Origin of the sequence: Alteromonas sp. ASW11-130 (assembly GCF_026183735.1) — a bacterium.
In the GTDB taxonomy this organism is placed as follows: Bacteria; Pseudomonadota; Gammaproteobacteria; order Enterobacterales; family Alteromonadaceae; genus Alteromonas.
On record NZ_JAPFRE010000027.1, the window covers coordinates 414,687 to 438,502 of the forward strand.

Annotated in this window: 20 protein-coding genes; 10 read left to right on the forward strand and 10 right to left on the reverse strand. The window is 41.9% G+C overall.

What is annotated here, in order from left to right; translation table 11 throughout:
• Position 1 precedes the first annotated feature (1 nt).
• The 6 genes from OPS28_RS10995 to OPS28_RS11020 all read left to right on the forward strand — a co-directional run bounded on the left by OPS28_RS10995 (position 2) and on the right by OPS28_RS11020 (position 5,219).
• A complete protein-coding gene (locus OPS28_RS10995; RefSeq protein WP_265609500.1) occupies positions 2 to 589 on the forward strand; it encodes an urea carboxylase-associated family protein in 588 nt (195 codons plus the stop codon).
• A 148-nt stretch (positions 590 to 737) separates the two neighbouring features.
• A complete protein-coding gene (locus tag OPS28_RS11000; protein WP_265609501.1) occupies positions 738 to 1,328 on the forward strand; it encodes a hypothetical protein in 591 nt (196 codons plus the stop codon).
• Entirely contained in the window at positions 1,325 to 2,353 is a 1,029-nt protein-coding gene (locus OPS28_RS11005) for a glycosyltransferase (RefSeq protein WP_265609502.1), read from the forward strand. The genes OPS28_RS11000 and OPS28_RS11005 overlap by 4 nt, the downstream gene beginning before the upstream one ends.
• A complete protein-coding gene (locus OPS28_RS11010) occupies positions 2,341 to 3,378 on the forward strand; it encodes a glycosyltransferase (protein ID WP_265609503.1) in 1,038 nt (345 codons plus the stop codon). The genes OPS28_RS11005 and OPS28_RS11010 overlap by 13 nt, the downstream gene beginning before the upstream one ends.
• Positions 3,365 to 4,393 (forward strand): hypothetical protein, encoded by a 1,029-nt coding sequence (locus OPS28_RS11015; RefSeq protein WP_265609504.1) that lies wholly within the window; start codon positions 3,365 to 3,367, stop codon positions 4,391 to 4,393. The genes OPS28_RS11010 and OPS28_RS11015 overlap by 14 nt, the downstream gene beginning before the upstream one ends.
• Positions 4,380 to 5,219 carry a glycosyltransferase family 2 protein gene (locus tag OPS28_RS11020; RefSeq protein ID WP_265609505.1) on the forward strand — a complete coding sequence of 280 codons (840 nt, stop codon included), beginning with the start codon at positions 4,380 to 4,382 and terminating at the stop codon, positions 5,217 to 5,219. Before OPS28_RS11015 ends, OPS28_RS11020 begins: the two co-directional genes overlap by 14 nt.
• Positions 5,220 to 5,298: 79 nt before the next feature.
• Here OPS28_RS11020 and OPS28_RS11025 read toward each other — a convergent pair whose 3' ends face one another.
• A complete protein-coding gene (locus OPS28_RS11025; RefSeq protein WP_265609506.1) occupies positions 5,299 to 5,466 on the reverse strand; it encodes a hypothetical protein in 168 nt (55 codons plus the stop codon).
• 520 nt (positions 5,467 to 5,986) lie between these two features.
• Here OPS28_RS11025 and rpoH point away from each other — a divergent pair.
• Complete coding sequence (gene rpoH / locus OPS28_RS11030) at positions 5,987 to 6,880, forward strand: RNA polymerase sigma factor RpoH (RefSeq protein ID WP_265609507.1); 894 nt, start codon at positions 5,987 to 5,989, stop codon at positions 6,878 to 6,880.
• Between the two features lie 519 nt (positions 6,881 to 7,399).
• Here rpoH and OPS28_RS11035 read toward each other — a convergent pair.
• Entirely contained in the window at positions 7,400 to 9,463 is a 2,064-nt protein-coding gene (locus OPS28_RS11035) for an NAD(+) synthase (RefSeq protein ID WP_265609508.1), read from the reverse strand.
• Positions 9,460 to 10,041, reverse strand: coding sequence for a cysteine hydrolase family protein (locus tag OPS28_RS11040; protein ID WP_265609509.1), 582 nt, complete (start codon positions 10,039 to 10,041; stop codon positions 9,460 to 9,462). The genes OPS28_RS11035 and OPS28_RS11040 overlap by 4 nt, the downstream gene beginning before the upstream one ends.
• 303 nt (positions 10,042 to 10,344) lie before the next feature.
• On the opposite strand from OPS28_RS11040, the gene OPS28_RS11045 reads away from it, so the two are divergent.
• Entirely contained in the window at positions 10,345 to 10,773 is a 429-nt protein-coding gene (locus OPS28_RS11045; RefSeq protein WP_265609510.1) for a DUF892 family protein, read from the forward strand.
• 602 nt (positions 10,774 to 11,375) lie between these two features.
• Here OPS28_RS11045 and OPS28_RS11050 read toward each other — a convergent pair.
• Positions 11,376 to 11,855, reverse strand: coding sequence for an Hsp20 family protein (locus tag OPS28_RS11050; RefSeq protein WP_265609511.1), 480 nt, complete (start codon positions 11,853 to 11,855; stop codon positions 11,376 to 11,378).
• 2,211 nt (positions 11,856 to 14,066) lie between these two features.
• Here OPS28_RS11050 and OPS28_RS11055 point away from each other — a divergent pair.
• The gene (locus OPS28_RS11055) at positions 14,067 to 16,025 is read left to right on the forward strand and encodes a hypothetical protein (protein WP_265609512.1); all 1,959 of its coding nucleotides are present in this window, start codon (positions 14,067 to 14,069) and stop codon (positions 16,023 to 16,025) included.
• Between the two features lie 84 nt (positions 16,026 to 16,109).
• Here the strand turns inward: OPS28_RS11055 and OPS28_RS11060 are convergent, their stop codons facing one another.
• From OPS28_RS11060 to egtB, 3 genes are all read right to left on the reverse strand, one after another.
• Positions 16,110 to 17,102, reverse strand: coding sequence for a YihY/virulence factor BrkB family protein (locus OPS28_RS11060; protein WP_265609513.1), 993 nt, complete (start codon positions 17,100 to 17,102; stop codon positions 16,110 to 16,112).
• A 98-nt stretch (positions 17,103 to 17,200) separates the two neighbouring features.
• Positions 17,201 to 18,175, reverse strand: a complete 975-nt coding sequence (gene egtD, locus OPS28_RS11065; protein WP_265609514.1) for an L-histidine N(alpha)-methyltransferase — start codon at positions 18,173 to 18,175, stop codon at positions 17,201 to 17,203.
• Positions 18,176 to 18,199: 24 nt separating this feature from the next.
• Entirely contained in the window at positions 18,200 to 19,480 is a 1,281-nt protein-coding gene (gene egtB, locus OPS28_RS11070; RefSeq protein ID WP_265609515.1) for an ergothioneine biosynthesis protein EgtB, read from the reverse strand.
• Between the two features lie 256 nt (positions 19,481 to 19,736).
• Here egtB and OPS28_RS11075 point away from each other — a divergent pair, with 256 nt between their 5' ends.
• Positions 19,737 to 20,093: a hypothetical protein gene (locus tag OPS28_RS11075; protein WP_265609516.1), complete on the forward strand. Its 357-nt coding sequence runs from the start codon at positions 19,737 to 19,739 to the stop codon at positions 20,091 to 20,093.
• 34 nt (positions 20,094 to 20,127) lie between these two features.
• Here OPS28_RS11075 and OPS28_RS11080 read toward each other — a convergent pair whose 3' ends face one another.
• From OPS28_RS11080 to OPS28_RS11090, 3 genes are all read right to left on the reverse strand, one after another.
• The gene (locus OPS28_RS11080; protein WP_265609517.1) at positions 20,128 to 20,484 is read right to left on the reverse strand and encodes a diacylglycerol kinase; all 357 of its coding nucleotides are present in this window, start codon (positions 20,482 to 20,484) and stop codon (positions 20,128 to 20,130) included.
• Positions 20,485 to 20,656: 172 nt separating this feature from the next.
• Positions 20,657 to 22,666, reverse strand: coding sequence for an asparagine synthase (glutamine-hydrolyzing) (gene asnB / locus OPS28_RS11085; RefSeq protein ID WP_265609518.1), 2,010 nt, complete (start codon positions 22,664 to 22,666; stop codon positions 20,657 to 20,659).
• A 30-nt stretch (positions 22,667 to 22,696) separates the two neighbouring features.
• Positions 22,697 to 23,770 carry an aspartate/ornithine carbamoyltransferase family protein gene (locus OPS28_RS11090; protein ID WP_265609519.1) on the reverse strand — a complete coding sequence of 358 codons (1,074 nt, stop codon included), beginning with the start codon at positions 23,768 to 23,770 and terminating at the stop codon, positions 22,697 to 22,699.
• Positions 23,771 to 23,816 lie beyond the last annotated feature (46 nt).

The following is a 23,816-nucleotide window of genomic DNA, read 5'->3' on the forward strand; positions in this document are numbered from 1 at the left end:
TATGGAAAATAGAATCGCACCGCGAAGCGGAACTGCATTTATTTTAAAGAAAAAACAAAGACTAAAGGTCATCGACCCACAAGGTGAGCAAGTTTCAGATATTTACTGCTTAAACTTAAACGAGAAGCAGGAGTTTTTGTCTTCAGGACGCTCGTTAGATTACAACGAAAGTATTGCGTTCGGCCAAGGTAGCTTACTTTATTCCAATAAAAGTAACGTGATGCTGGAAATAGTGGAAGACACCGTACAACACCATGATTTTCTTTTGACCCCCTGTAGTAAAGATACGTTTCGACACTTTTACCCAAACGAAACGCCTGTTCCAGGCTGTCATGGCAATTTAGTCGAAGCGTTCAAAGAGTATGACATTCCTGAACATTATATAGGGACTACGTTTAACATTTTTATGAATGTCGACGTAAACGGAGAGGGGCGAATTTCGGTATTACCTCCAACCAGTAAAGCGGGCGACTACACAATATTCGAAGCCAAAATGGATTTGATAGTTGGCTTAACCGCATGTTCTGCGGGAGAGTCTAATAATTTTAGCTACAAACCAATCCATTACACCATCTTAGATCCCCTTTAACAAAATAGGGAAGAAAACATGACTTTGTTAACGTTTAATGAATTGAGGGATGAAATATATCAAGCAAAAAAAATGTTACGAAAACTGCCATCCTGGAAGCTTTCAGAACGTTTGCAGGTAGAACTTCGACTTAAACGATTACAGGCGTATGACAAGAGTCGATGACACTACACAAGAAGGTCTGGAGCTTACTGGTATCTTTGTGACCTATAATATGCCAGATGAAGTATGCAACAACGTTAGACGCTTTGTTTGCCAGTTCCCGCGCGCGAAAGCGTTAGTGGTGGATAACGCTCCTAATAAGTCAAAACGTAGTAGCCCCTGTCTTGAACATCGGCTAACGTCACTAGGAGCTGCTATCACTTATATCCCAAGCACATTTAACTGTCGTTTTAACGCATATAATATGGCATTGCAGCAAATTAACACGCCTAACGTTGTTTTTCGAACAGATGATGACTCATTTGACGAAAGCCAGACCTGTGAGTTACTTAATCGGAAATGGACAAAGTTTGCGATATCGCCTTACTATTACGACGATAAACTATTTTATCCTTCCGACCATCGCCATCCACTTGAGATAGGGATTTATGAAACGGATTATTTAAAATCTTTTACCCCATTTTCACACATAGACGGCAGCGACTGGGCCGTGTTGCAAAAGCTGTATCAAGATCATGAACCGTTTATACACTCTGACGTAATTTTGCATAAAGTACCTCACGGAAGAGATGTATGAAAATAATTATTATTGCGCACCCTCGGTTTCCTATAGCCTCTCCCTACGCGGGCGGTCTTGAAGCTTTTACTGCCTCATTGATTGAATACTATCAGTTACACCACGAGGTCATCCTTTACGCCCACCCCGACAGTAAGGTGTCGTGCGAATTACGCAGCTTCCCGATTGATAACCGCATCGCTAAAGCGTATCCGGAATTAGTGGAAAATGATTATTTATTACGGGTGCTGGAAGATATCAAATCGCTGCCATTTGATATAATTCATAATAATGCTATTAGTGCTTTACCACCTATATGGGCCGCGAAAAACGATGTGCCTATGCTGACTACTCTGCACACACCGCCATATACCAAACTTAAAGTTGCCGCTACGCTCGCCTCTTATTCACCTTTTGTCCACTATAATGCAATATCATATTGCGTGGCTGAACAATGGCGGCCCTATGTCCATCATCACATAGACGTCATATATAACGGAATTGATTTAGCTCGTTGGCGAACGAGTAAAACGACGACTGGGTATCTTTTTGCTTTCGGACGTATCACTCCGGCTAAGGGCTTTGACCTTGCATTGAAAGCAGCAAATCTGTTGGAGCTACCGCTATTGTTCGCAGGTCCGGTCTACGACAAGACGTACTACACACAGCGAATTAAGCCCAATCTCAAAAATGGTTCTCGTTATTTAGGCCATTTAGATCATATCGCTTTGCAAAAACACTTAGAAAAGGCCAAGGCGGTGGTCTTTGGTACACGTTGGGATGAACCTTTTGGGTTAGCAACGGTAGAGGCAATGGCTACCAGTACTCCGGTGGCAAGTTTTGCGCGCGGTGCGTTTCCGGAAATTGTCTCCGACCAGGGAGGCGTGTTAGCGGAAGGCAATACCGTGAATAGTCTGGCCGAAGCAATAGAAGGAAGTTTTAAGCTTCATCCAGATGACGTTATTGGTAGGGCAGGAAAGTTTCCTTTAGCCACCATGTGTCAAAACTATTTGAATAAACTAGAAGGAATTGTGTGCAAATTTTAATGATTACCGCTCCAAGTGTTTCTCTTCTGGAGCCTTTTGCAGGAGGTACCGAGGCATTTGTGGTTCGTCTTGCGAATGCATTGGTAAAAAAAGGTCACCGTATTGACGTGCTTTGCCATTCTGCCAGTGAAGACAACCTGTTTAATACGATCAAGTTAGAAGAGTCTCCTTATCGATTATGCGACGCGGTCACTAGCGAAGAAGATGCTCAGCAGCTTTATCAGGCAGCTCAACTTGGACTTGCAGATCTTTCCCGCTATGACGTGGTGCATTTTCACAGCTACTTTACTGCGATGTATGATTTTTCTGTGTTCCAGGAAAGGCAAAACATCATTACTTTACACACACCTCCATCGCCCAGACTGACGGCGCTACACCAGCTACACAGTGCGCGAAGTGATGATATCTATGTGTCCGTATCTTCTCGGTTAGCGACCGAATGGCAACCTCTTATTAATAATGAGATACATGTCATCCACAATGGCATCACGTTACCCGATGATGACGTGTTAACACAGCGTAAGAACCAACTGTTGTGGGTAGGAAGAATTTGTGAAGACAAAGATGTTACGACTGCTATTGAGTGCGCTCGTGCGATTGATATGCGATTAATAATCGCTGGACCTATCATCAATCAAGATTACTTTGACCACCGCGTCGCCCCCCAACTGAGCGATACTATTCAGTACGCCGGCCATCTAGAACAAGGCGAGCTATCGTCTTTGTATTTGACGTCCAAAGCGTTGCTAAATACCGCCAAGTGGAACGAGCCTTTTGGTTTAACCACACTGGAGGCGCTGAGTTACGGGACCCCGGTTATTGGATTTACAACTTCCTTACCACCAGAGTTGCGTATCCCTCCTTACACACAAACATTGCCATCCCCCGACATAGCTCACCTACGTAATGCTATTGAAACGGTGGATACGCTTGATCCACTTTCTTGTAGAAAGGTTGCATCGCTGTTTTCCCTGGATGCTACCGTAACCGAATACGAAAAAAGGTATCTTGATGTCATCGGGTAAGATTGGTTGGTATGTTCATCACCATGGTAATGGGCATCTGCAACAGGCTAATCGTCTTATTCCCTACCTCAATTCTCATAAACCTATTTTATTTTGCGCGGTGGAGTCCTTTGCGAAGAGGCTACGTGAGGCGTTTCCTAGGCTACAGGTATATGTTTTACCTGAAAAATATTCAAAACCACGCGATCGAAATACTACGCGTACCTTTGCCAACGCGTTTGAAGGTACACCTTACGCTGGCAGTGCGACACAGCGGGCCGCTTTTTTTACCTCAATTCTTCAAAAAGAAAGAATTTCTCTCTTTATCTCAGACGTGTCTGCCGAGCTTACTATCCTCGCCCGGGGGGCGGGTGTCAAAACGGTTATGTTTCATCTGCATGGCAATGTAATGAAAGATCCGACTCAAGTTTTCGCATACGAATGTGCCGCAGCCTTGTTCGCCCCGTTTCCGAAAGCGCTAGAAGATAGCCATTATGCCTATGAAGATAAAACTTATTATTTGGGTTGGTTAGCGCCATATGGGCCACCCACACAAGAATCTGAACCTGATGACACACTCACGATTATTCACTCTCATCATCAATGGGTTGTAAAGATGGTTAACGCGTTAGCCACTCAGGTAAAACATATCCATGTCATCGGCACTACCATAGACGGCATTCCTAATGTGACCAGTACCCAGTATGTTAATAGGCTAGTTGATAAGGTTAAATCGAAAAATGTCATTATTGCTGGCGGCAATAACTTGGTGGGCGAGATGGTGCAAGCGGGAAAGAAAATAATGATAGCACCTGAGCCGCGCCCTTATGAGGAACAATATTATAAAGCTAAAGCGATGGAGCGAGAAGGGTGGGCGGTATGTCTAGATTTTACGAGTTATGAGCCTTCCGAAAACGAAATTTTAAACGCTTACGCGCAATTAAAACAGCTAAAACCAATACCAACCCAACACTCGCCAGATGACATAGCGCGTAGATTTACTCAGATTATAGAGGTGCAGAATGAAGAGTTTTAGCGTTATCACGCTTGTACGAAATCGCGAAAAACAGTTGCGTAATATGCTCCAAAGCGTGGCCATGAGCGAGGTATTGCCCGTTGATGTCGTGGTAGTTCGAATGGAGTTAAAAAATACCTCCATTGAAAAAGACTTTCCAGAATTAGACATTAAACAAGTGGTGGTCGACGATGGCGCTTTACCGCTCGCTAAAGCCCGAAATGTATGCGCTTCTCATGCAACAGGTGAAACACTCGTTTTTGTTGATGTAGATTGTATATGCAGCCCTACCTTATTTTCATCTTTGCTTACTCACAATCATGTAGGCGTAATAAGTAGCGCCTCCGTAAAATATTTATCAGAGGTGCCTTCCGAGGGGCACTATTTAGCACTTGAAAAAAGTGCTATTACACACCCAAATAGAGAGGAAATACCAAATTACACTGCCGTACGGCATACCTTATTTTGGTCACTTATTTTCGCTATAAATCGACAAGATTTTTTGTTGTTGAAAGGGTTTGATGAAGCATTCATAGGGTATGGAGGTGAAGATACTGATTTTGCAGAGCGTTTCCACCAAAAGGGGATGAGACTGGAATTTATCGATGAATATGTTCTTCATCAATACCATCCTAAGTATGATCCTCCCCTTAACCATGTAGTCGATATTTGTACGAACGCGAACTACTTTAAACAAAAGCATGGATATTTTCCCATGTATACCTGGCTAAACAAATTCTGTGAATTGGGTTTTTTACAGTTTGTTAAGCCAGCAGACCGGTATAATGTAGTAAGGCAGCCAACAAAAAATGATTTATCCACCGCCTTGTCATTGTTGCCATATTGAATTTTAGGGATGGGTTAGGCCTATTTTTTTATATAGGCTAATCGTGACCTAGTTATGCCCGCTCCATAATCGACCCTAATTAGCTGCTGGTTAGGCGCATTAATCTGCCAATTTCGGACAATTTTTTAAACTTATTTTCATCATGGGGTGTAAAAATTTCATCGATTATCAACGATGTGGCGATGGCCAAACCGGTCAGAAGGGACGTTATCAGCATAGCTTCAGTATACACGACTACTCTGTTCAAATTGAAACACCATAGAAAGCGAGCTAGGGTAGGGGGAGTACCAATCCCAGTCCCACTATGGCGCTTTACCTCTAGGTAATTTCTCATAAATATCATATGCATACATTTGCATTGCTGGTTTTACAGTCGTTCAGTTTCGTCTTTTTCCCCAAAACGGTCCCTTCATACGACATTACGTTGTTCCATTAGCTTCGCGAGAGCTCACGGCGGCTACATTACATTCTTAGTTGTTGAGAAAGTGGGCATAAAATTATTATTTTTATTTTTGGCTTAGCATATCTACTCGTCAATACAGTAGATGCTTAAACTAAGCCCCCATAATTGATAGGCTGTTCGGCTCATATTCACGCGGAATAAACTTACTCAAATGGAGTTAGGTCGGAAGTAGGAAGCTATAAGTGAAAAAACATTGATTGGAAACAGCGTCAAAACACATAAGAAATAGGTATAACATTTGCAGGTTTTTTGTACGCAAAATGATGCCGTGAACTACGTTTTGGGGAAAGTTTGGGGGGTTAAAATGAATACTCTAGTTTCTCAATCATATTTACGACCATCTGCTCAAGGCAATTTTCAGCAGTACTTAACCTATATTCAATCTATTCCTTTACTCTCTGCTGAGGAAGAAAAATCTCTTATCACAAGGTATTCCCAAGAAAACGATGTACTAGTAGTCAAAACATTAATTCTGTCGCATTTACGTTTTGTTTATACCGTTGCTAAGGGGTATACAGGCTATGGTTTACCAATAGAGGATATGGTACAGGAGGGTAATATTGGTCTGATGAAAGCAGTAAAGAAATTCGATTTGTCATTTGGTTGCCGACTCGCCACTTATGCTGTGCATTTCATTAAAGCTGAGATTCAAGAGTACATTTTCAACAACTGGAAATTGGTAAAAGTAGCAACCACAAAAGCAAAACGAAAACTTTTCTTCAACCTTCGTAAACGTAAACGCTCGACAAACTGGCTTACTTATAAGGAAGCCAGTGCAGTAGCCAATGAACTAAACGTTAGTGTTGAAAATGTGAAGGAAATGGAAGCTCGATTACACTTAAACGACCATTATTTAGGCGCATGTAGTGCTGATGAGTCGGTTGACAGTGTGAGTACAAGTAAATCCGCTACATTAGCATTGGAAGATAGGCGATTTGCGCCAGCCTCAAATATCGAAGTAGAAGACCTTAGTGATAAACAACAGCGGGGTTTACGAACAGCCTTATCCAGTTTAGATGCACGTAGCCAGGAGATAATTCGACGCCGCTTTTTAGTCGATAGTGCACAACAGGCAACGCTACAGGAGTTAGCTCAAGACTTTAATATCTCCCAAGAGCGCGTTCGACAAATTGAAGTTAAGGCTCTACAGAAGTTGAAGACGGCATTGGCCGAAGATAGCTTGTTTACTGCGTTCTAGGCTAAGCATGCCCGTTTAACAAGAGCCCTGTTTTAGTTTGAATCAAGCTTTTATGCTATGCCCAGCTGTGCCACAACATACGCAGTAGCAAATGACGCTGCTTTGTCGAGTGCATCATCTGGTGGATTTTTCGTCTAGTGGGTGCTACCCCTCTTTCGGGGCGGTTTAATAAAGGGGTAAACTTCTTATCTTGGTTCGCTTCTCGACGTTGCATTCTAGGATTATGCAATCGTTCATTGATTCAAATAAACCTGCTCTTGCTTGGTCTCTTGGCCGCTGGGGTCGGTGTTTGTCACGCTCGCGCTATTAAACCTCGAAGAATTCCTTACAGGAAGCATTATCTCCACAATGACCAACCGCACTCATACCACTAATGAGTTTGTGTTTTTTAGCTGAGGCTGATAATCACTCCTGGTACTATGAACTGCGCCAAGTCACCGTTCAATTGACATAGAACGTTTAAGGTCGCGAATAAAGGACAATGAGTTATTCAAAGCCCTTAGATTCGGGAGAGAAATATCATAGCTTAGATGGGATGTTTTCAATATCAGCCAGCCACACTTTGGCTTCCGCGTCACTGGGTGCGCGCCAGTCCCCCCGTGGAGACAACGAACCGCCAGACCCCACTTTCGGCCCATCCGGTAGCGCAGACCGTTTGAATTGACTTATTTTGAAAAACCGGTAACAAAAGATCTCTAACCAATGTTTTATCTCATCTAGCGTATATTCTTTTCGGTTTTCCACCGGAACGGTATTAGGCCAATCGCCCTTATCTTTATCATGCCACGCATGATATGCCAGGAATGCTACCTTTGATGGCCTGACTCCGAAGCGGGTTATCCAGTATAAGTTGAAGTCCTGTAACTCGTAAGGACCTACTTTGTCCTCAGTCTTTTGTGCGGGCTCATTCGATTCTTCTTTTCCAGGGACAAGCTCAGGTGAAATCTCAGTATTGACGATATCGGTCAATACGTCCCTCGTTGCGGTACTAAATTCGTCTTTACTGGCTATCCATCGAATTAGGTGCTGGATAAGTGTTTTGGGAACACTACTATTAACATTATAGTGCGACATATGGTCACCTACACCGTAGGTCATCCAGCCCAAACCAATTTCTGACAAATCACCTGTCCCGAGCACTAACGCATGGTTTTGGCCGGCGAGCCTGAATAGGTGAGAGGTGCGCTCCCCAGCCTGAACGTTTTCAAAACTTACATCAAATTGCTCTTCCCCTTCTGCATAGGGGTGTTGGATGTCTTTTAACATCTGGTCGCATGATGGCGTAATATCTATTTCTCTTGAAGTGACTCCCAAACTTTCCATCAAAATGTGGGCATTGTCCTTCGTTTTTTTGCTGGTTGCATAGGCAGGCATGGTATACGCTAAAATATTTGAGCGAGGCAGTTCCAGCCTGTCCATTGTCTTCGCTGCCACTATTAATGCATGGGTCGAATCAAGACCTCCGGACACTCCAATCACCAGTTTAGTAAACCCGGTTGCTTTTAAACGCTTTGCTAAACCATGGATCTGAATGTTATATGTTTCATAACATCTTACATCTAAATCGTCAGGTTTAGAGGGAACAAAGGGATAACGATTTGCTTTACGAATAAGTGGTAGATCGGCTTTCGGTGGATTAAGCGTGAAATCTACTCTTCGTATAGTAGAAACTGCATCTTTGTAAGCGGTAACCGAATCATGAAAGCTGGTTAATCGCATGCGATCTTGTGCGAGTCGTTCTAAATCTATATCAGCACAGAGCAGATCTGCTTTTGGCGTAAATCGTCCGGACTCGACTAACAATTCGTCGTTTTCAAAAATAAGTCCATGCCCATCCCAGGCCAAGTCAGTAGTTGACTCACCCGGCCCGGCAGCAGCGTAAAGGTAAGCAGAAATGCACGCACCTGACTGACGAGCGCATAAATCTCTCCGATAGCGTGCTTTATCAACAGTAATGTTACTGGCAGACAAATTAGTTAATACCGTTGCCCCAGCCAAAGCCGCATAAGTGCTGGGTGGGATAGGGGTCCACAAGTCTTCGCAAATTTCTGTATGGATTCGTAGATGCTCCACATCTACCGCGTTGTAAATAATATCTGCACCAAAAGGAACTTTCTTACCCAGCAGGTTTATCTCTTTGAGTAAACAATCGCGGCCCGAACAAAACTGCCGTTTCTCATAAAATTCGCGATAATTGGGTAAGAAAGTCTTAGGGACAACTCCTAGTATTTTCCCCTGATGAACTGTTATCGCACAATTATAAAGCGCCCCTTCAATTTTAAGCGGAGCACCTATAAGTAACAAAGAGGGAATAGACGTAGAACGTTTTACGATTTTTCTCAATGCAGTTAAGCACGCATCGAGTAAAGCGTCCTGGTGAAATAAGTCGCCGCAAGAATAAGCGCTTATTCCTAACTCTGGGAAAAGACATATTGCTGCGTTCGCGTCAGCCGCTTGTTTTGCTAAATCAAGGGTTTGCTCACTATTGAATTCAGGATCGGCCACTTTAACTTCAGGTATGCATACAGCTACACGAACGAAGCCGTGACTATAAATATTATTGAAGGATTGGTCTTTTTTCACAGATAATCGTCCAGTTCAATGTTGGTAGAAAGCGGTATTTCAGCTTTGCAGGTTCGGGTGAGTTGGTTAAGTGCGGTATTTTTAATTTCATCATCCTTACATACCACTAAGTCCGGTGGGATAATGAGATTAAATCGTCTCATGTATGCATCTTGCGCTGTAAATTGAACACATATATCGCCTGTTATTCCCGCTAGTATCAGGGTATCCGCCTCTAGGTGCTCCAGTAAAATTTCGAGTGTAGTACCGTAAAAGCCAGAATGGCGGGTTTTAATAACGAAGTAATCTTCCTCATCGGGGGTTAACATTTCGACAACTTCTTTGCCCCTGACATTGTCTTCAAGTGAATGCGCCACAAGTTGACGAAAGTCTGATCGCCATTTACCAAAATTATCATTTACATATATTGTAGGTATGCCGTTTTCGGCAAGGCGCTTCTTTAACGTCGAGATATGGCGGGCAGCTTCAATGGCCGGCTGCAACATTTGTTCACCATCGTCAAATTCTAAATCATTTATCATGTCGATAATGATAAGTACAAGCCTGCTTTTGTCTGGAAAGTCCGCAGGTTTATTCATACAAGATTTCTCCTTGTGAAGCTATGCATCTCCCTGAGTTAATGAAGAAGGTGACGTCAGGATTTAAACGGAAAGTGTTCGATTTATGTATGGGTAAATAATTGCTATGGATCATCACTATATTTTATGGCTTTAGAAAAAATGAAATACTCCCTTAGCAGCGAGATGGTGCATTCCATCGTCAAAGAACTTAGAAATTGACCATAAATGGCAACATTAAATTTGTGAAAACGTTAAACCTAGACTAGTGATTTGGGTATAGAAAATAGAAAGTAAAATCCCATTGAACATTAGGAAATTAACATGTCTAGTAAAACAAAACTATTATCTGAGTTATGTCATCTTGATTATGATGCGGTTGCGGCGTACGAAGCCACATTAGATAGGATTGAAGACGACAATCTTAAAGTAAAGATAAGAGAATTTTGCAACGACCATAGAGATCATATTAAAAGTTTAAACGAATTGCTTATACAAAACGGTGAAGAAAAAGTAACTGGCACCGATATGAAAAAGATATTAACGAAAGGTAAGGTGGTCATTGCTGATCTAATGGGAGACAGCGCTATTCTTAAAGCGATGGTGGCTAACGAAAAAGTAACCTCGGAAGCGTATGAGAAAGCCCTGGAGAAGGACGACTTGACGCCGAATGAACGCTCAGTTATTGAGATACATTGGCAAGATGAGAAACGCCACAAACAGTGGTTCGAGGAAATGGCGTCCGCCTATTGATACTTCCTAAACGTTAATAATACCCCATACTTTGGGGGGAACAAGGGGAGTAGAATACTCCCCTTGTTAATGACTATTTCACCAAAGATACTTCAATAAAATCCCTTTGCCCGCCTAACCTAAGATGTTATTAATTCAAGTTGCGCTAAAGGGAGACGAGCTTTACGTGAAGTTTCAGGGGATAAGGTAGAGCAGGGGGACAATCGGGGTTCTCGTAACGTATCCTATTGTCTAGTATTAACCCATTTTTGTTGAGAATATTTTTACTAACCTTTTGTAATAGGCCTAAATTCCACCTAATTCTATATAGGGTAAGCGCAGCGCTTCCTACTCAACTTTAACACCCACCATACCGCTGACAGTATTACTAGCCGTTACCAGTAGCCGAACCTGGCGCTCTGGTATTTTGCTGTCATTATTACTCCATTGATGAAAAAAGGGCGAGGGGTAGGGTATGAATAATTATCAATGTAAAACAGTTAGTTAATAATCTAAATGTTATATACAAGACCATTCTTTTTAATAAAGACTAGCAAAGTTTGGTAGATAAACCGTGATGCAAATAAGGAAGGGGCGAATTCATGTCGCCCCTTTTAGCTAAGTTACGAATCCTTTTTGGATTTATCTTTACTATCTTCAGACTTGTGCTGAAGGATATTACTGTCACCGTTTATCGAGATAGTTCTAGGCTTCATGGCCTCGGGGATTTCTTTAATTAGCTCTATTGTGAGTAGACCGTTGGATAGTTCTGCACCGGTTACTTCTACATAGTCAGCTAAGTTAAACTTACGCTCGAAAGAACGGTTTGCAATGCCTTGATAGAGATAAGTACTTTCGTCTTTCGCCTCCTTATTGCCTTTTACAGTAAGGACACCTTTTTCTACTTGCAATTGAAGGTCGTCCTGCGAAAACCCAGCTACTGCCACAGTTATCGCATACTTGTTTTCATCTAGCACCTCGATGTTATAGGGGGGGTAGCCACCAGAAGTGCTATCACCGGTAAGCGCACTATTTACCAGTGACGCAAAACGGTCAAAACCTACACTGTTGCGATAAAGTGGTGATAAATCAATTGTATTCATGATTATATCCTCCATAGAAGCAATATAAATAAAAAACAATTAATGGTGAAAGGCTCTAGTTAGACATCCTTTCACATAATTTTTTAGGGGCGTTTTAATCATTTTTCAAGAGCTAGGTTGAATATTTTTTCAACATATTTTTCGCTTTTAAAGTCTGTCAAAGGTCGTGGGTAGAAAGTAGAAAGTAGAAAGTAGAAAGTAGAAACACCGTTATCTAGAAAAGCGAGGAACTGCTTTGGTTTATCAATGGTAATTCAGAGTCACCGCAACTAGGCAGTTACAATTCATATCGCAAAGCATTTAAACCGAAACTTTGGACCAGCAATTTAGTTTAGTCAGGCTGTGCAGTCCCGATGCAATCACTTCGATATGTTTGGTTCGTCTATCGTAAACGGTAAAGATAATGATTCTCGCAAAGTTCGGTTAGCGAACATACAAACTAGATTCTGGAGAAAGATACCCAGGAAACTAAAGCTGCATTCTTAGCATTTCGCCATCTCCACGTTTACGCTAACTTCTTAAACAAACATCGGGTGATGTTTTTGTTGTCGGTCCTTAAAAAGCCACAGTTACTATTGTTATTTGTTATAAGACCAGACGAAGAGCACGGTAGTGCTGTAGCCATAATATAGGAATAAGTGCTGTAGCCATAATATAGGAATAAACACCGGTGAATGCGCCCTCATCTGCCTAATAGTTAATTGCGCATAATGTATATTATGTTAAATAAAGCGTTGGGTTAGTTGTAGTCTGTGTTATACCGTTCTTGTGGTTTGTCCCTTGTCCGTTGCCCGTTTTCACCTTTTCGCTTTAATGTTTATAAGACATAAACCAGATCACCTGCGCATTTGCAAAGTTCGTTATTGCGTTTAACTTTCACCCCGCAGATTTTAGTGTCTTTGCGAACTGCTGCGCTCGTTTAAGCAAGAGTAAAGTGTCGATGGCAAGAGGTCATGTCGGCGGTGTTCTCACAATGCTAATAAATCTATGTTACTTTTACCTAAGGCACCCAGTTTTTAGTATCTTTATGCTGATCGATAGTCGCTCGCTAAGCCCACGTAAGTTGCTGTCACTACATATTTTTTCACTTCCAAACCACGTACAAAACTTGATAGACCTGTTTGATACTACCTACCATCCTTACCTTATTAATGCGTTCGTGGCGCCTACTTATGAGATAACGGCATAGTATTAGACAAAATCAACGAGCGTCGGCGTCAATGAGTTGAAGCACGCTACTATTTCTAGCTGAAATAAAATTGGGTGAACGTGTGTGCTTATTCGGTAAAAAGTAATCATACGCAGGAGATGCTCCACAACGATAAACGTAAATAATGCCTACCCTTGACGGTATGACTTTACAATGGTCAGAATCGCATTATGAATTCATGGTTTCGATGTATTGGTTATCTCCACTTCGTAGAACTACTGAACCGTTAGAGACAAAGTTTATTCTGTGAAAAGCCAAGCTGAGATTTACCTAGACCTATTTATTGTACGGTAGCAGCTTGTTTATGTGATTGCTCGATGCTGACATTGCCAAAAATGGCAACAAAGTCGATGTGCACTCGGTAATTTCTGAAGGATTGATTTATAAACAACGCTCGTTAGCGGAGGTAACTACCCTCACCTTTTCACCTTCTCACCTTTTCACCTTTTCACCTTTTGCATGGTCTAAGTTGATTACGTTCTTGTTAAGGCCGTAGTTGCTGATGTGACACAAACCTCCGAAAATACCGGCACACAAACCCGAAAATAGGTGGTCCGTGACACCTACTCTCCAAATACCCCTTAGTTGGTGGCCCCTTGGATATTCTAGTTATACGGTAGAAAGGTATCATAGCGGTTGATTGTATTGGCGTGCAAAATAAGTCAAGGATTGGCTTATGGAAAATTCACTGTCAGCTTGAAAGTTCACTAATTCTTAATTACCGCGCCCCAAACAAAATCTGTTACGCAATTGAGCGAGGGTAAAGTTATAGATTCTCTTTCGTGTGATAACAATAATCATGATGTAGCTACAAGCCATATGGGCCTTCAGATGTTTAAAACAAAAGAATACAACTTGACTGGTTACGCGTAACCAAAACAACAGAGGATGAATTATTATGCAGCTGATTTAATCCGGATACTTTTGTCTCATGTAACTATGCTTAAGCTATCACTTATCACTTATCACTTATCACTTTAATAACTTGGAGCTTTAAGGCCATGGAAAGTAAACTGTTAACGCCTTTATCTATCATCTTTTTTGTTAGCGCATGTGGCGGAGGTGGTTCAGATAGTTCCTCTTCCCCCGAACCCGAGCCTGGAAATTATACTGTGAGTACAGAGGTGCAGGAGGGTGGAAGTATTTCGCCAACGTCTGCGATCGTTTTACCCAGTGCCTCCACTTCTTTTACAATTACCCCCAGTGACGGCTTTATAATACGGAGTGTGTCGGGCTGTAGAGGAACGCTTACTGGTAATACTTATACTACAGCGGGCATAAATAGTAATTGTACGGTCAAAGCAATGTTCGACCCTATACAGATTAGCGTCTCAGGATCGGTTTCAGGATTAAATGGTGAATTAGTAATAAAGTTGAATGATACAAAAAATCAAACTGTTTCAGAAGATGGTACGTTTGAATTTACGGTAGATCAAAACTCAGAAGTGAACATAACCTTAGGCCGAACGCCCGAAAGTCAGAATTGTGCTGTTGAAAATGGCACCCAAACGGCCTCTGAGCCTATTACAAACGTTGAAGTAACGTGCGAGAATCGGGTTACTGTAGCTGATGTTATTGAAACTATTTCTGACGTAGCTTTTAAAGCATGTTTACGCGAAACGATTGAAGAAACCTATGCATCTGAAGTAACGACAATAGAATGTGCGGGTCGCAACATCTCAAGTCTAGATGGGCTTGAGGGGTTTGAATTTCTTACAGAACTGAATATTGAGTCGAATCAATTAACTACGTTAGATCTATCGAAAAATCGTCGTCTACTCGTGGTCAACGCATGGTCCAATCAAATTGAACAAGTAGACGTTACTCGGAATCGAGGGCTGGAGACGTTAAGACTAAATGAAAATCAACTGACAACCATAGATCTTTCATCGAATAGCCAATTAGAAATTTTAAATTTGTCAGATAACCTTTTTGCTGAAACCCCAGTCGATTTCCTCCTTAATAATGTTAACTTGAAAGAATTATCTCTTTCGAAAAATCAGTTTACCGACTTAGATTTATCTGCCAATACTGAACTTACTTTCCTTCACATCGGCGCAAATTTATTATCAGCAATTAATGTAACACAGAACACTTCATTGAGTACATTATATGTTTCTGGAAACCAGTTAACTGAACTAGATGTTTCTGCTAACACTGAGCTAACCAACTTAAGCGCTAGTTCCAATCAGCTTACTTCTCTTTCTTTGTCAGCAAACCCAAAATTACAAGGGCTTAAATTAGCAGGCAATAACCTAAGTTTGATTAATTTAGCAGAAAATGTGGCCCTTAACACTGTCGAGATCCCTGATAACAATCTAACCAGTATCGATTTATCTTCTAAGCCTGGTTTAGCGATGGTGAATTTAGAAGGTAATCAGCTGACTTCATTAAATGTTCAAGGGAGCAGCGCATTAACGAGTCTAAATGCTGGTGAAAATAGACTTTCGGGTATGGACTTGTCTTCAAACATAGCTTTGAGAGATTTACAGCTCGCTAATAACAGCATTAGCAGTCTTGATTTGGCGGCTAATACAGCACTTGAAACGCTCAATTTATCAGGTAATTCTTTATCTGGGGTTAATACTACATTAAATACTTCATTAATTAATTTGGACGTAAGCTCAAATTCTATTTCTGCTATCGATGTATCTAATAATTCAGCTTTATTAACACTTAATTTATCGAATAACGCGTTAACGGGAATTGATATCCTTGGCAATAACCAACTTACAGAACTTGATGCAAGTGCAAATGCGCTCACCAACATCGATGTATCTAGTAATACCAAACTAAGTTTGCTAAACCTTCAAAGCAATCAGCTAACGGAAGTGCCCGTCGGCATAGTTAATATTGCCGACGCAGAGGCTGCGATAGATTTAACCAGCAATAATTTCTCAACCTCAGCTCAAAATGAACTTACCGATTTGCAAACAGATTATCCAAACCTCGTTTTCTAATTCGCGTAAGTTTTACTTTTAATAAAAAGACCCCCAGTAATTGATTAGTTCAACTATTGGGGGTCACTTTACAATAGCCCTTTTTTATTGTGCTTTTTGAATCTTATTATCTTCAGACGGCGGCGCTTCGCTGTCGTTGGGCGAGTGGTCAGCAACGTACGCTCCCCTCTCCCCTTTTGGTTCAGCTTCCCCTGTCGTACTGTCCTTTTCCGTCTGGTATTCCATAGCTGAGTTAAACTCCGCGCCCAATAGTATGATGTACGCACTTAAATAAAACCACATTAGCAATATTATGATCCCGCCTACAGAACCATAGGTTTTGTTATACGACGCAAACTCGCGTAGATAGTATGAAAAAGCAAATGAAAAGATAATCCAAAATATGGTTGCAACCGTTGAACCCGGCGTGACCCAGCGCCATTTAGCGTTGGCTCTATGCGGACTATAGCGATATAGTGCTGCCAGACCGGTGTTAAACATGACGAGTAAAATAGGCCATGTTATCCAGTTAGCGACGCTATCGGACAATTTATACCCTGACACTATAGTTATCAGCTTCGGTAACACCGTAATAAAAATAAGCGCTACTATCACCGCCACAATAATTGCCACCGTCAAAACTAGTCTAGCGATAATTGAGCCTAAAAAACTTCGCCCTTCTGACTCTGAATACGTTATATTACATGCTGTAATAAGTGCATTTGCCCCTTTACTGCTGCTCCAAATTGTCAGCATAAAACTTACAATGACACCTGTCCCCAATGCGCCACTGGTATTGCTGATCAAATGTTCTAGTTGTTCCTGTAGAATATAACGACTTTCTTGCGGTAAGAAGTTAATTAAGAACGTCATATGAGCGGAAAGTTGCTCCGGGGTCACGATCAATCCGTAGAGAGAAATCACACCTGCAAGGAAAGGAAATATTGCTAATAAGAAGTAAAAGCCAACACCTGCGGCAATCAAAGGCAAATTATCTTTTTGCATTTTGAAATATGTTCGCTTACCTATTCGCCACCAGGCTGAGATAGAAAATTCAGCTGCCGACTGTGCGTTAGTTCCAGACTTATTTTTACCCATAACTACATCCACGTTTGTGTATCTATTTATATGAAATCGTTACGGACCGTATGTCCAAATGGCCTTATAAAAATATTTAAATTAATGTCAAACGACGATCATCTAAATTTAAGTAAGTGAATACTGAATAGTTGATTCACATCCTGCCACACTTTTACTGAGTCGAAGTTTGCGCGAGACGCGAGCTTGGTAAATTCATCAAGCGTATATTTATAAGAATTTTCAGTATGGATAGATTCCCCCTCCAGTAAGGTAAACTCCTTCCCATCTATACTTACCGTTTGCTCGGCATCGCTAACTAAATGCATTTCAACGCGGCTTTCTGCCCTATTCCAAATAGACTCATGGTGAAACGCTTCCACGTTAAAATTAGCGTTTAACTCTCGATTCAACCGTACTAAAAGATTTTTATTAAAAGTGGCTGTGATACCTTGGGCGTCATTGTAGGCTGATTCAAGTGTCGACCTATCTTTCTTCAAATCAATACCAATGATTAATTCACCGCCCTTCCCTACTAAATGGCCTATTTGATTAAGTAATTTGATAGCAGCGTCGGGAGTAAAGTTACCCAAGCTGGAGCCAGGAAAAAAAGCCGTGCGCTTACCTTTAAGATGCATCGGCAATTGCCAGGGTAAAGAAAAATCCACACAGACAGCGTGTACTTCTAGCCATTCATAATCTTCAGCTAATACCGTAGCAGCGTTAATTAAATGTTCTTTGGAAATATCCATCGCTACATAAGCTTTCGGTTTTAAAGCACTTAATAACGTGCGGATCTTAAGGCTGCTGCCACTGCCTAATTCCATTAAAATTGAATCTTTCCCTATTAAAGAGGCGATCTCTTCTCCATGTTGTTCGAGTAAATCAATTTCTGTTCTGGTGACATAGTATTCGGGCAGTTCACATATTTGATCGAATAATTGCGAACCTTTTTGATCGTAAAAGTATTTAGGTGACAGGGCTTTCGGAGTGGAAGATAATCCAGAAATAACATCCGATTTGATATCGCCCATGGGGGGATGAAGATCGTAAAACTCTATGATCGGATTGGGTTGCAATGCTTGTGATTTCATAGTGTACTCACATCTTATGACATGTTAATCGACAAGGCGGATACCGCTGAATTGCCATCGGTCTTTTGGATAAAAAAAGTTTCTATAACTACGTCTGATATGATCGTGAGGCGTGGCGCACGATCCTCCTTTCAATACCATTTGGTTACACATAAACTTCCCATTATATTCTCCTACTGCACCGGGCAAAGGTTGATAGCCCGGATAAGGTAAATATGCTGATTGAGTCCATTCCCAGCAGCTTCCGAACAGTTGAGATACATTTTCATTGGCATTGGCTGCAGAGGGATGGAATACGTAATTATTGTGTTTGATCAATAGGTGACTTTTATCCGCCTGATTACACGATTTTGCGAACTCCCACTGGGTCTCGCTGGGCAGGGCTTTACCCGCCCAACGAGCAAAGGCGTCCGCTTCATAGTAACTGATATGGGTAACGGGCAAATTTAAGTTTAATGAGTGTAGTCCATGAAGTGTAAATTCTTTCCAGTCGCCATCGATATACCGCCAATACAGGGGTGAAGACCAGTGGTTATGGTTTTTTGCCGCCCAGCCATCAGATAGCCATAGAAGTGGGTTATTATAGCCCCCATCCTCAATAAACTGTAAAAATTCTTGATTGGTAATGAGCCTATTAGCCATTTTAAACGGATGGACAACTACTTCATGGGCCGGCGTTTCGTTATCAAAATGAAACCCTTTTCCGGCAAAGCCCTGAGTAAATTGATGTTGCTCGAAAGCGATCCATTTTAGGGGGGCAACCGGTTCGTTTGTGTCCGCGAATGTGTTTTTCGAATACCTCGGAGATAATGGATTAAATGAAAAGTTATGCTTAATATCGGTCAGCAACAACTCTTGGTGTTGCTGTTCATGGTTGATACCCAACTCTACCAACTCAACGATCGCGGGTATATCTTCGCTAGACTCTAAAAGTACTAAAATATTTGCATCTACATGCTGGCGATACACTTCTATTTGCTCCAGCGTTGGCCGGGACAGCAATCCCCGAAGAGGTCTTCCAAATTGTGGGCCTACTCCTTGATAGTAAGAATTAAATAAGTGCTCAAACTCCGGATGATATACCTGATAGTCGGGCTGGTATCTTTTTAGTATAAAGGTTTCGAAAAACCAGGTTGTATGAGCAAGATGCCACTTGGGAGGGGACACTTCTGGAACAGCCTGCAACCCATAGTCTTCAATTAATAAAGGTTTACATAGCCACAAAGATAATTCTCGCACCCCTGTGAAACGTTCCGCCAGTAATTGAATAGCAGTGGGCTTGGATGAAGAAACTGTTTCGTTCATGCTTTATATTTTTTAACTTATTGGTTATCGGGTGTGCGTGCAACTATTGGCTGATACTTCAAGAAAAGCGCATGAGCTCAATAGTCATTGAGTCCTTTAAGATGCGCGCGCTGTCACTAAGCATGGTGCATTATTTTAAAGTTGCAAATTAATCTGCAGTGTATTTCTACTTTATGACAGAATTAAGATAAGTGCCCAAACTTTTTGTATGAGCTAATCGTATGAGTTTTCATTCACGCTTATTGGAGGAACGACTATGGCTTGTGAAATCAAAGAAAAGCATGCAAAAACGTTAATTGAGGTTATGGAACAAACTAGCAGCTGGAAATTACATCCAGAAAAAAAGCCTGCGTTTGGTTCAAGTAGCGAAGCGAAAGAATATGTTGAAACACATAACGAACCCTTATGCATAGAAATACCCGTGGTGGGCGCAGATAAAAAACTATCGGTCAAAGTAACCTCTAGCGGCGAAGATATGGTATTTAGCCATATTAGCTTTGACGAACCAGTTGAAACTAAAGTCCACAGCTCGCATTTAAAGCTTATATCCAGCTCTGTGGCTGATATGCTAAATGCAAAATTACCTGAAGGGCAAAAAGTCGCTTCTTTTTAGTATAAAAAGCGCCAGTCACAAAGCGAACTGGCGCTTAAAATAATATTACTCCCCACACTATTGCCGCCAAGATCAGACTGACAAACACCGCTGCAGATCCTATATCTTTTGCTTTAGCAATAAGTAGGTGAATTTCCGTACTCACCCTATCTGCCAGCGCTTCAACCGCGCTGTTTAATAATTCTGCAATCAACACTATAAATAAGCTTAAAATAAGTAACAACCTTTCAACCGTCGTTACATCTAAATAGCAAGCTATCGGAATGAGAACCAACATAGCTGCGAGCTCTTGCCGAATCGCCGCCTCACTTTTAAACGCAGCTTTTAATCCTTTTAGGGAATAGAGAGTGGCAAAGTATAACCGAGGAAAACCAGTATGTTTTGAGGTCATTGACGTGATCAAACCGCATTATTTAGAGTGTATGAACTGGCATTAATGTTATTGCACTTTAACGCCAGTTTGTGAAAAAACTTACTTTAATCGTAGGCGTTATAGCAGGTCAACTATGTATCGCAAGATATACACGAAAAAAGGCGGGCATAGTTGACCAATAGTGTGGTCGTTATACTACCCAACCTAATGACTGAGCTTGGTCGTAAGCATACTTGGGAACGTCTCTGTCAACAAAGTAATGGTGTAATAACATTACGCCTAACGCATGATTAAGAATCGCGTCGATCTGTACTTTATCTGAAATCGGGGTATCGCTTGATGCTTGTTTAACAATCAATGACTCCAGGTAGTCGGCGTCCAATAACCCAGCCTTTTCAACTTTCTCGCGGCTGGCGAATTCGTTTAACAGCCGTTTTAGCTTCTCCCACTTCGCAGCATCGGTATGGGCTGGCGGGGCCATAAAAGCAAACTTTTCGCGTTCGTATAACGTTTGTGGCAGTACGCCTTTCATCGCCTCACGCAGCACGTACTTTTCTTTAGACCCTTTTATACGCATCTCAGGTGGAATAGTTACCGCAAACTCGGCGAGTTTGTGATCCAGGAACGGAGGACGGGCTTCCATTGAATTAGCCATATCTACCCTATCCCCCCCCCAAGTCAGAATTTGACCCTCTAACATGGTTTTAATCCACACGTATTGTGCTTTATCCAAGGGATGACGGTCAGTGAGTTGGGAAGGATCTAGTTTTTCAGCAATCGCTGCGCCGGGTTCGTAATCTTTAATGTTCTCGCGATGCTTAGCGTGAAGAAGCTGTCGTGCATGTTCAGAACACCCAAGCCACGGTTGTAAACAACTGGGTGTAAAACCTATTACATTATTTAGATCGTTCGATACGTATTCGTCTTTCGGCAACATCGCACCTTTGAACAACTCATTTGACGTTTCTAATGAGTCCTTCCATTCAGTAGCTTGGTCTGCATTTAATCCTTCCATACCATGTAAAAACATGTCCTTACGAAAAGCAGGATAACCCGCGAATAGTTCGTCTGAACCTTCCCCGGTTAACACCACCTTATAATTTACGTGACGAACTTGCTGACTCATCATTAATTTAGCCACGGCCAATGTATTGTAAATTGTGCGTTCTGTATGCCAGATGGTCCTGGCAAAATTGTTGTAGAGTAACTCGGCATTAAGGGTGAGGATTTCGTGATCTGCTTGCACCGTTTCAGCCATTTCAGTGGCTATCTCGGTTTCATCATATTCGACATTATCAAAGCTGATTGTAAACGCTTTTAACGGGTATTGAGAATAGCCTGAGGCAAGCCCCAATATAGAGCATGAATCTATCCCACCCGACAGATAACATCCAACAGGTACATCTGCATTTAGCCTTAGCTGGACCGCATTGACTAATTCTCTGCGCACGCCTTGAACATAAAAATCTTCAGTGTGCTCTTCGCGTTCACCGACCGTGGGGAATGTCATATCCCAGTATTTTTTTGTTTCAATATTTAGCTTGCCATCGTTGCGGGTGATTTTAAGCATATGACCCGGTTCAACCTGATGAATTCCTTTAAATGCTGTGGTACCTGGAACCATTACTTGTATGAGTTGGTGGAATAGTCCTTCCGAATCCAGTTCAGCTTTTACATCTGGGTGAGCAAGAATAACTTTTACTTCCGACCCAAACACCAGAGAATCATTTGTTTCAGTCCAATAAAGAGGTTTGACTCCAAAGCGATCTCTGACCAAGTACAGACAATCTTTGTGTTCATCGTATAAAGCAAACGCAAACTCGCCACGTAATTTGGTAAGTGTTTCTTCCATGCCAAAACACTCATACAAAGCGGGTAGCACTTCAGAATCACTTTTACTGGTAAATGGTTTCCCTCGTGCCAGTAAGTCGGTGCGGAGTCGTTGATAATCATAAAATTCACCATTGTGTACACACATGGTTTGTCCGCCATGCAACCAGAAGGGTTGGCGCCCACGGTTTTGGTCCAAATCTATGATAGAAAGACGCGCATGACTCATCCCTACTCCCATTTCCGCTGGATTACAGTATCCATAACTGTCGGGCCCACGGTGATGCATAATGGCAGCCATGTTCACTAAAGTTTGTGAGTCAATCGCGTGCTGCTTGGTCGCACTAAAAATTCCGGCAATACCACACATAAGTTTTTGATTCCCCTTAGTGAATTTGAGTTAAACGATATCTAATACGCGTTCAGCGCGCTGCACTAGACAGGTCAGAAGTGCTTGCCGTAAAAATACGGCCCCCCTGGCCTGAGAGAAATACCAATTATGTTCAGTGCCATCCAAGCTGGAACAAAGCTCTGCGCCTCGTGCTAACGGGTGCAATATTATGGCGCTTTTCTTTAGGGGGGAGTCGCTGGTGATATGAAAATTGTTTCCATATTGATTAAATGAATTACCTTCCCACGCTATCGCATTGATGTAGACCACGTCCGCTTCGGGTAACACATCATCTAATCGATCGCACGTTTGCAGTTCGATACCGGCTGTAATCAACTGATTCGCTTGACCTTCATCGAACATAGTTTCCCAGTTTTGATCATTAACAATAATGACTTGATTAAAGCATTCAGGAAATAGTGAAACTAATTTAAGTAGACTGCGTACTGTGCGCATTTTTGAAGGTAAACCGACGACACATAAATTGATTTTTTCTTTACCTTCTGACGTAATCAGCTTAGGCATCCACTTAAAAATGGTATAGAGATCGGCCATCGCTTGTGTGGGATGTTCGTCCGTGCCGTTACCTGCGTTGATAATGGGGATACGCAACGCACCCATCATATCGCGCACTGAGTTTGCGTTAGTATCGCGCAAGACCACGCAATCTCCATAGTTGTTGAACATTTCACCAACGTCAGTCAGACTTTCTCCTTTAGCTATACCGGTTGTAGATCGATCGGTAATTGACATAATGTCACCGCCCAGTCTATGCCAGGCGCTTTCAAACGATAAACGTGTCCGGGTACTAGGTTCATAGAATGCCGAGATCAAAATTTTTCCTTGCAAAGACGTGCCGAAGCGATCGGGGTTGGCTTCGTACTTAGCCGCCAACCGAAACAGTTGCAATAGTGAATCTCGCTCAAATTGGTCGATGGAATAAATATGGCGACTACTTAGTTTGCTTAAATGATCACCATCTTCCTGGATTGCCCGAAGTAAATTTTTGGGATGCGCATTGCCATAGACATCGGGCCGTTCCCGATTAAATTTAACCACCGCCTCTAGGTCGGCTTTTACCATAACGATTTACCTTTAATATCTTTGATAAGCCAGTACAACAGAAGTA

What these genes read in the sequence shown, in the direction of transcription:
- OPS28_RS10995 (WP_265609500.1), top strand. Translation starts at nt 2, where the DNA reads ATGGAAAATAGAATCGCACCGCGAAGCGGAACTGCATTTATTTTAAAG.
- OPS28_RS11000 (WP_265609501.1), top strand. Translation starts at nt 738, where the DNA reads ATGACAAGAGTCGATGACACTACACAAGAAGGTCTGGAGCTTACTGGT.
- OPS28_RS11005 (WP_265609502.1), top strand. Translation starts at nt 1,325, where the DNA reads ATGAAAATAATTATTATTGCGCACCCTCGGTTTCCTATAGCCTCTCCC.
- OPS28_RS11015 (WP_265609504.1), top strand. Translation starts at nt 3,365, where the DNA reads ATGTCATCGGGTAAGATTGGTTGGTATGTTCATCACCATGGTAATGGG.
- OPS28_RS11020 (WP_265609505.1), top strand. Translation starts at nt 4,380, where the DNA reads ATGAAGAGTTTTAGCGTTATCACGCTTGTACGAAATCGCGAAAAACAG.
- rpoH (WP_265609507.1), top strand. Translation starts at nt 5,987, where the DNA reads ATGAATACTCTAGTTTCTCAATCATATTTACGACCATCTGCTCAAGGC.
- OPS28_RS11040 (WP_265609509.1), bottom strand. Translation starts at nt 10,041, where the DNA reads ATGAATAAACCTGCGGACTTTCCAGACAAAAGCAGGCTTGTACTTATC.
- OPS28_RS11045 (WP_265609510.1), top strand. Translation starts at nt 10,345, where the DNA reads ATGTCTAGTAAAACAAAACTATTATCTGAGTTATGTCATCTTGATTAT.
- OPS28_RS11050 (WP_265609511.1), bottom strand. Translation starts at nt 11,855, where the DNA reads ATGAATACAATTGATTTATCACCACTTTATCGCAACAGTGTAGGTTTT.
- OPS28_RS11055 (WP_265609512.1), top strand. Translation starts at nt 14,067, where the DNA reads ATGGAAAGTAAACTGTTAACGCCTTTATCTATCATCTTTTTTGTTAGC.
- OPS28_RS11060 (WP_265609513.1), bottom strand. Translation starts at nt 17,102, where the DNA reads ATGGGTAAAAATAAGTCTGGAACTAACGCACAGTCGGCAGCTGAATTT.
- egtD (WP_265609514.1), bottom strand. Translation starts at nt 18,175, where the DNA reads ATGAAATCACAAGCATTGCAACCCAATCCGATCATAGAGTTTTACGAT.
- egtB (WP_265609515.1), bottom strand. Translation starts at nt 19,480, where the DNA reads ATGAACGAAACAGTTTCTTCATCCAAGCCCACTGCTATTCAATTACTG.
- OPS28_RS11075 (WP_265609516.1), top strand. Translation starts at nt 19,737, where the DNA reads ATGGCTTGTGAAATCAAAGAAAAGCATGCAAAAACGTTAATTGAGGTT.
- OPS28_RS11080 (WP_265609517.1), bottom strand. Translation starts at nt 20,484, where the DNA reads ATGACCTCAAAACATACTGGTTTTCCTCGGTTATACTTTGCCACTCTC.
- asnB (WP_265609518.1), bottom strand. Translation starts at nt 22,666, where the DNA reads ATGTGTGGTATTGCCGGAATTTTTAGTGCGACCAAGCAGCACGCGATT.
- OPS28_RS11090 (WP_265609519.1), bottom strand. Translation starts at nt 23,770, where the DNA reads ATGGTAAAAGCCGACCTAGAGGCGGTGGTTAAATTTAATCGGGAACGG.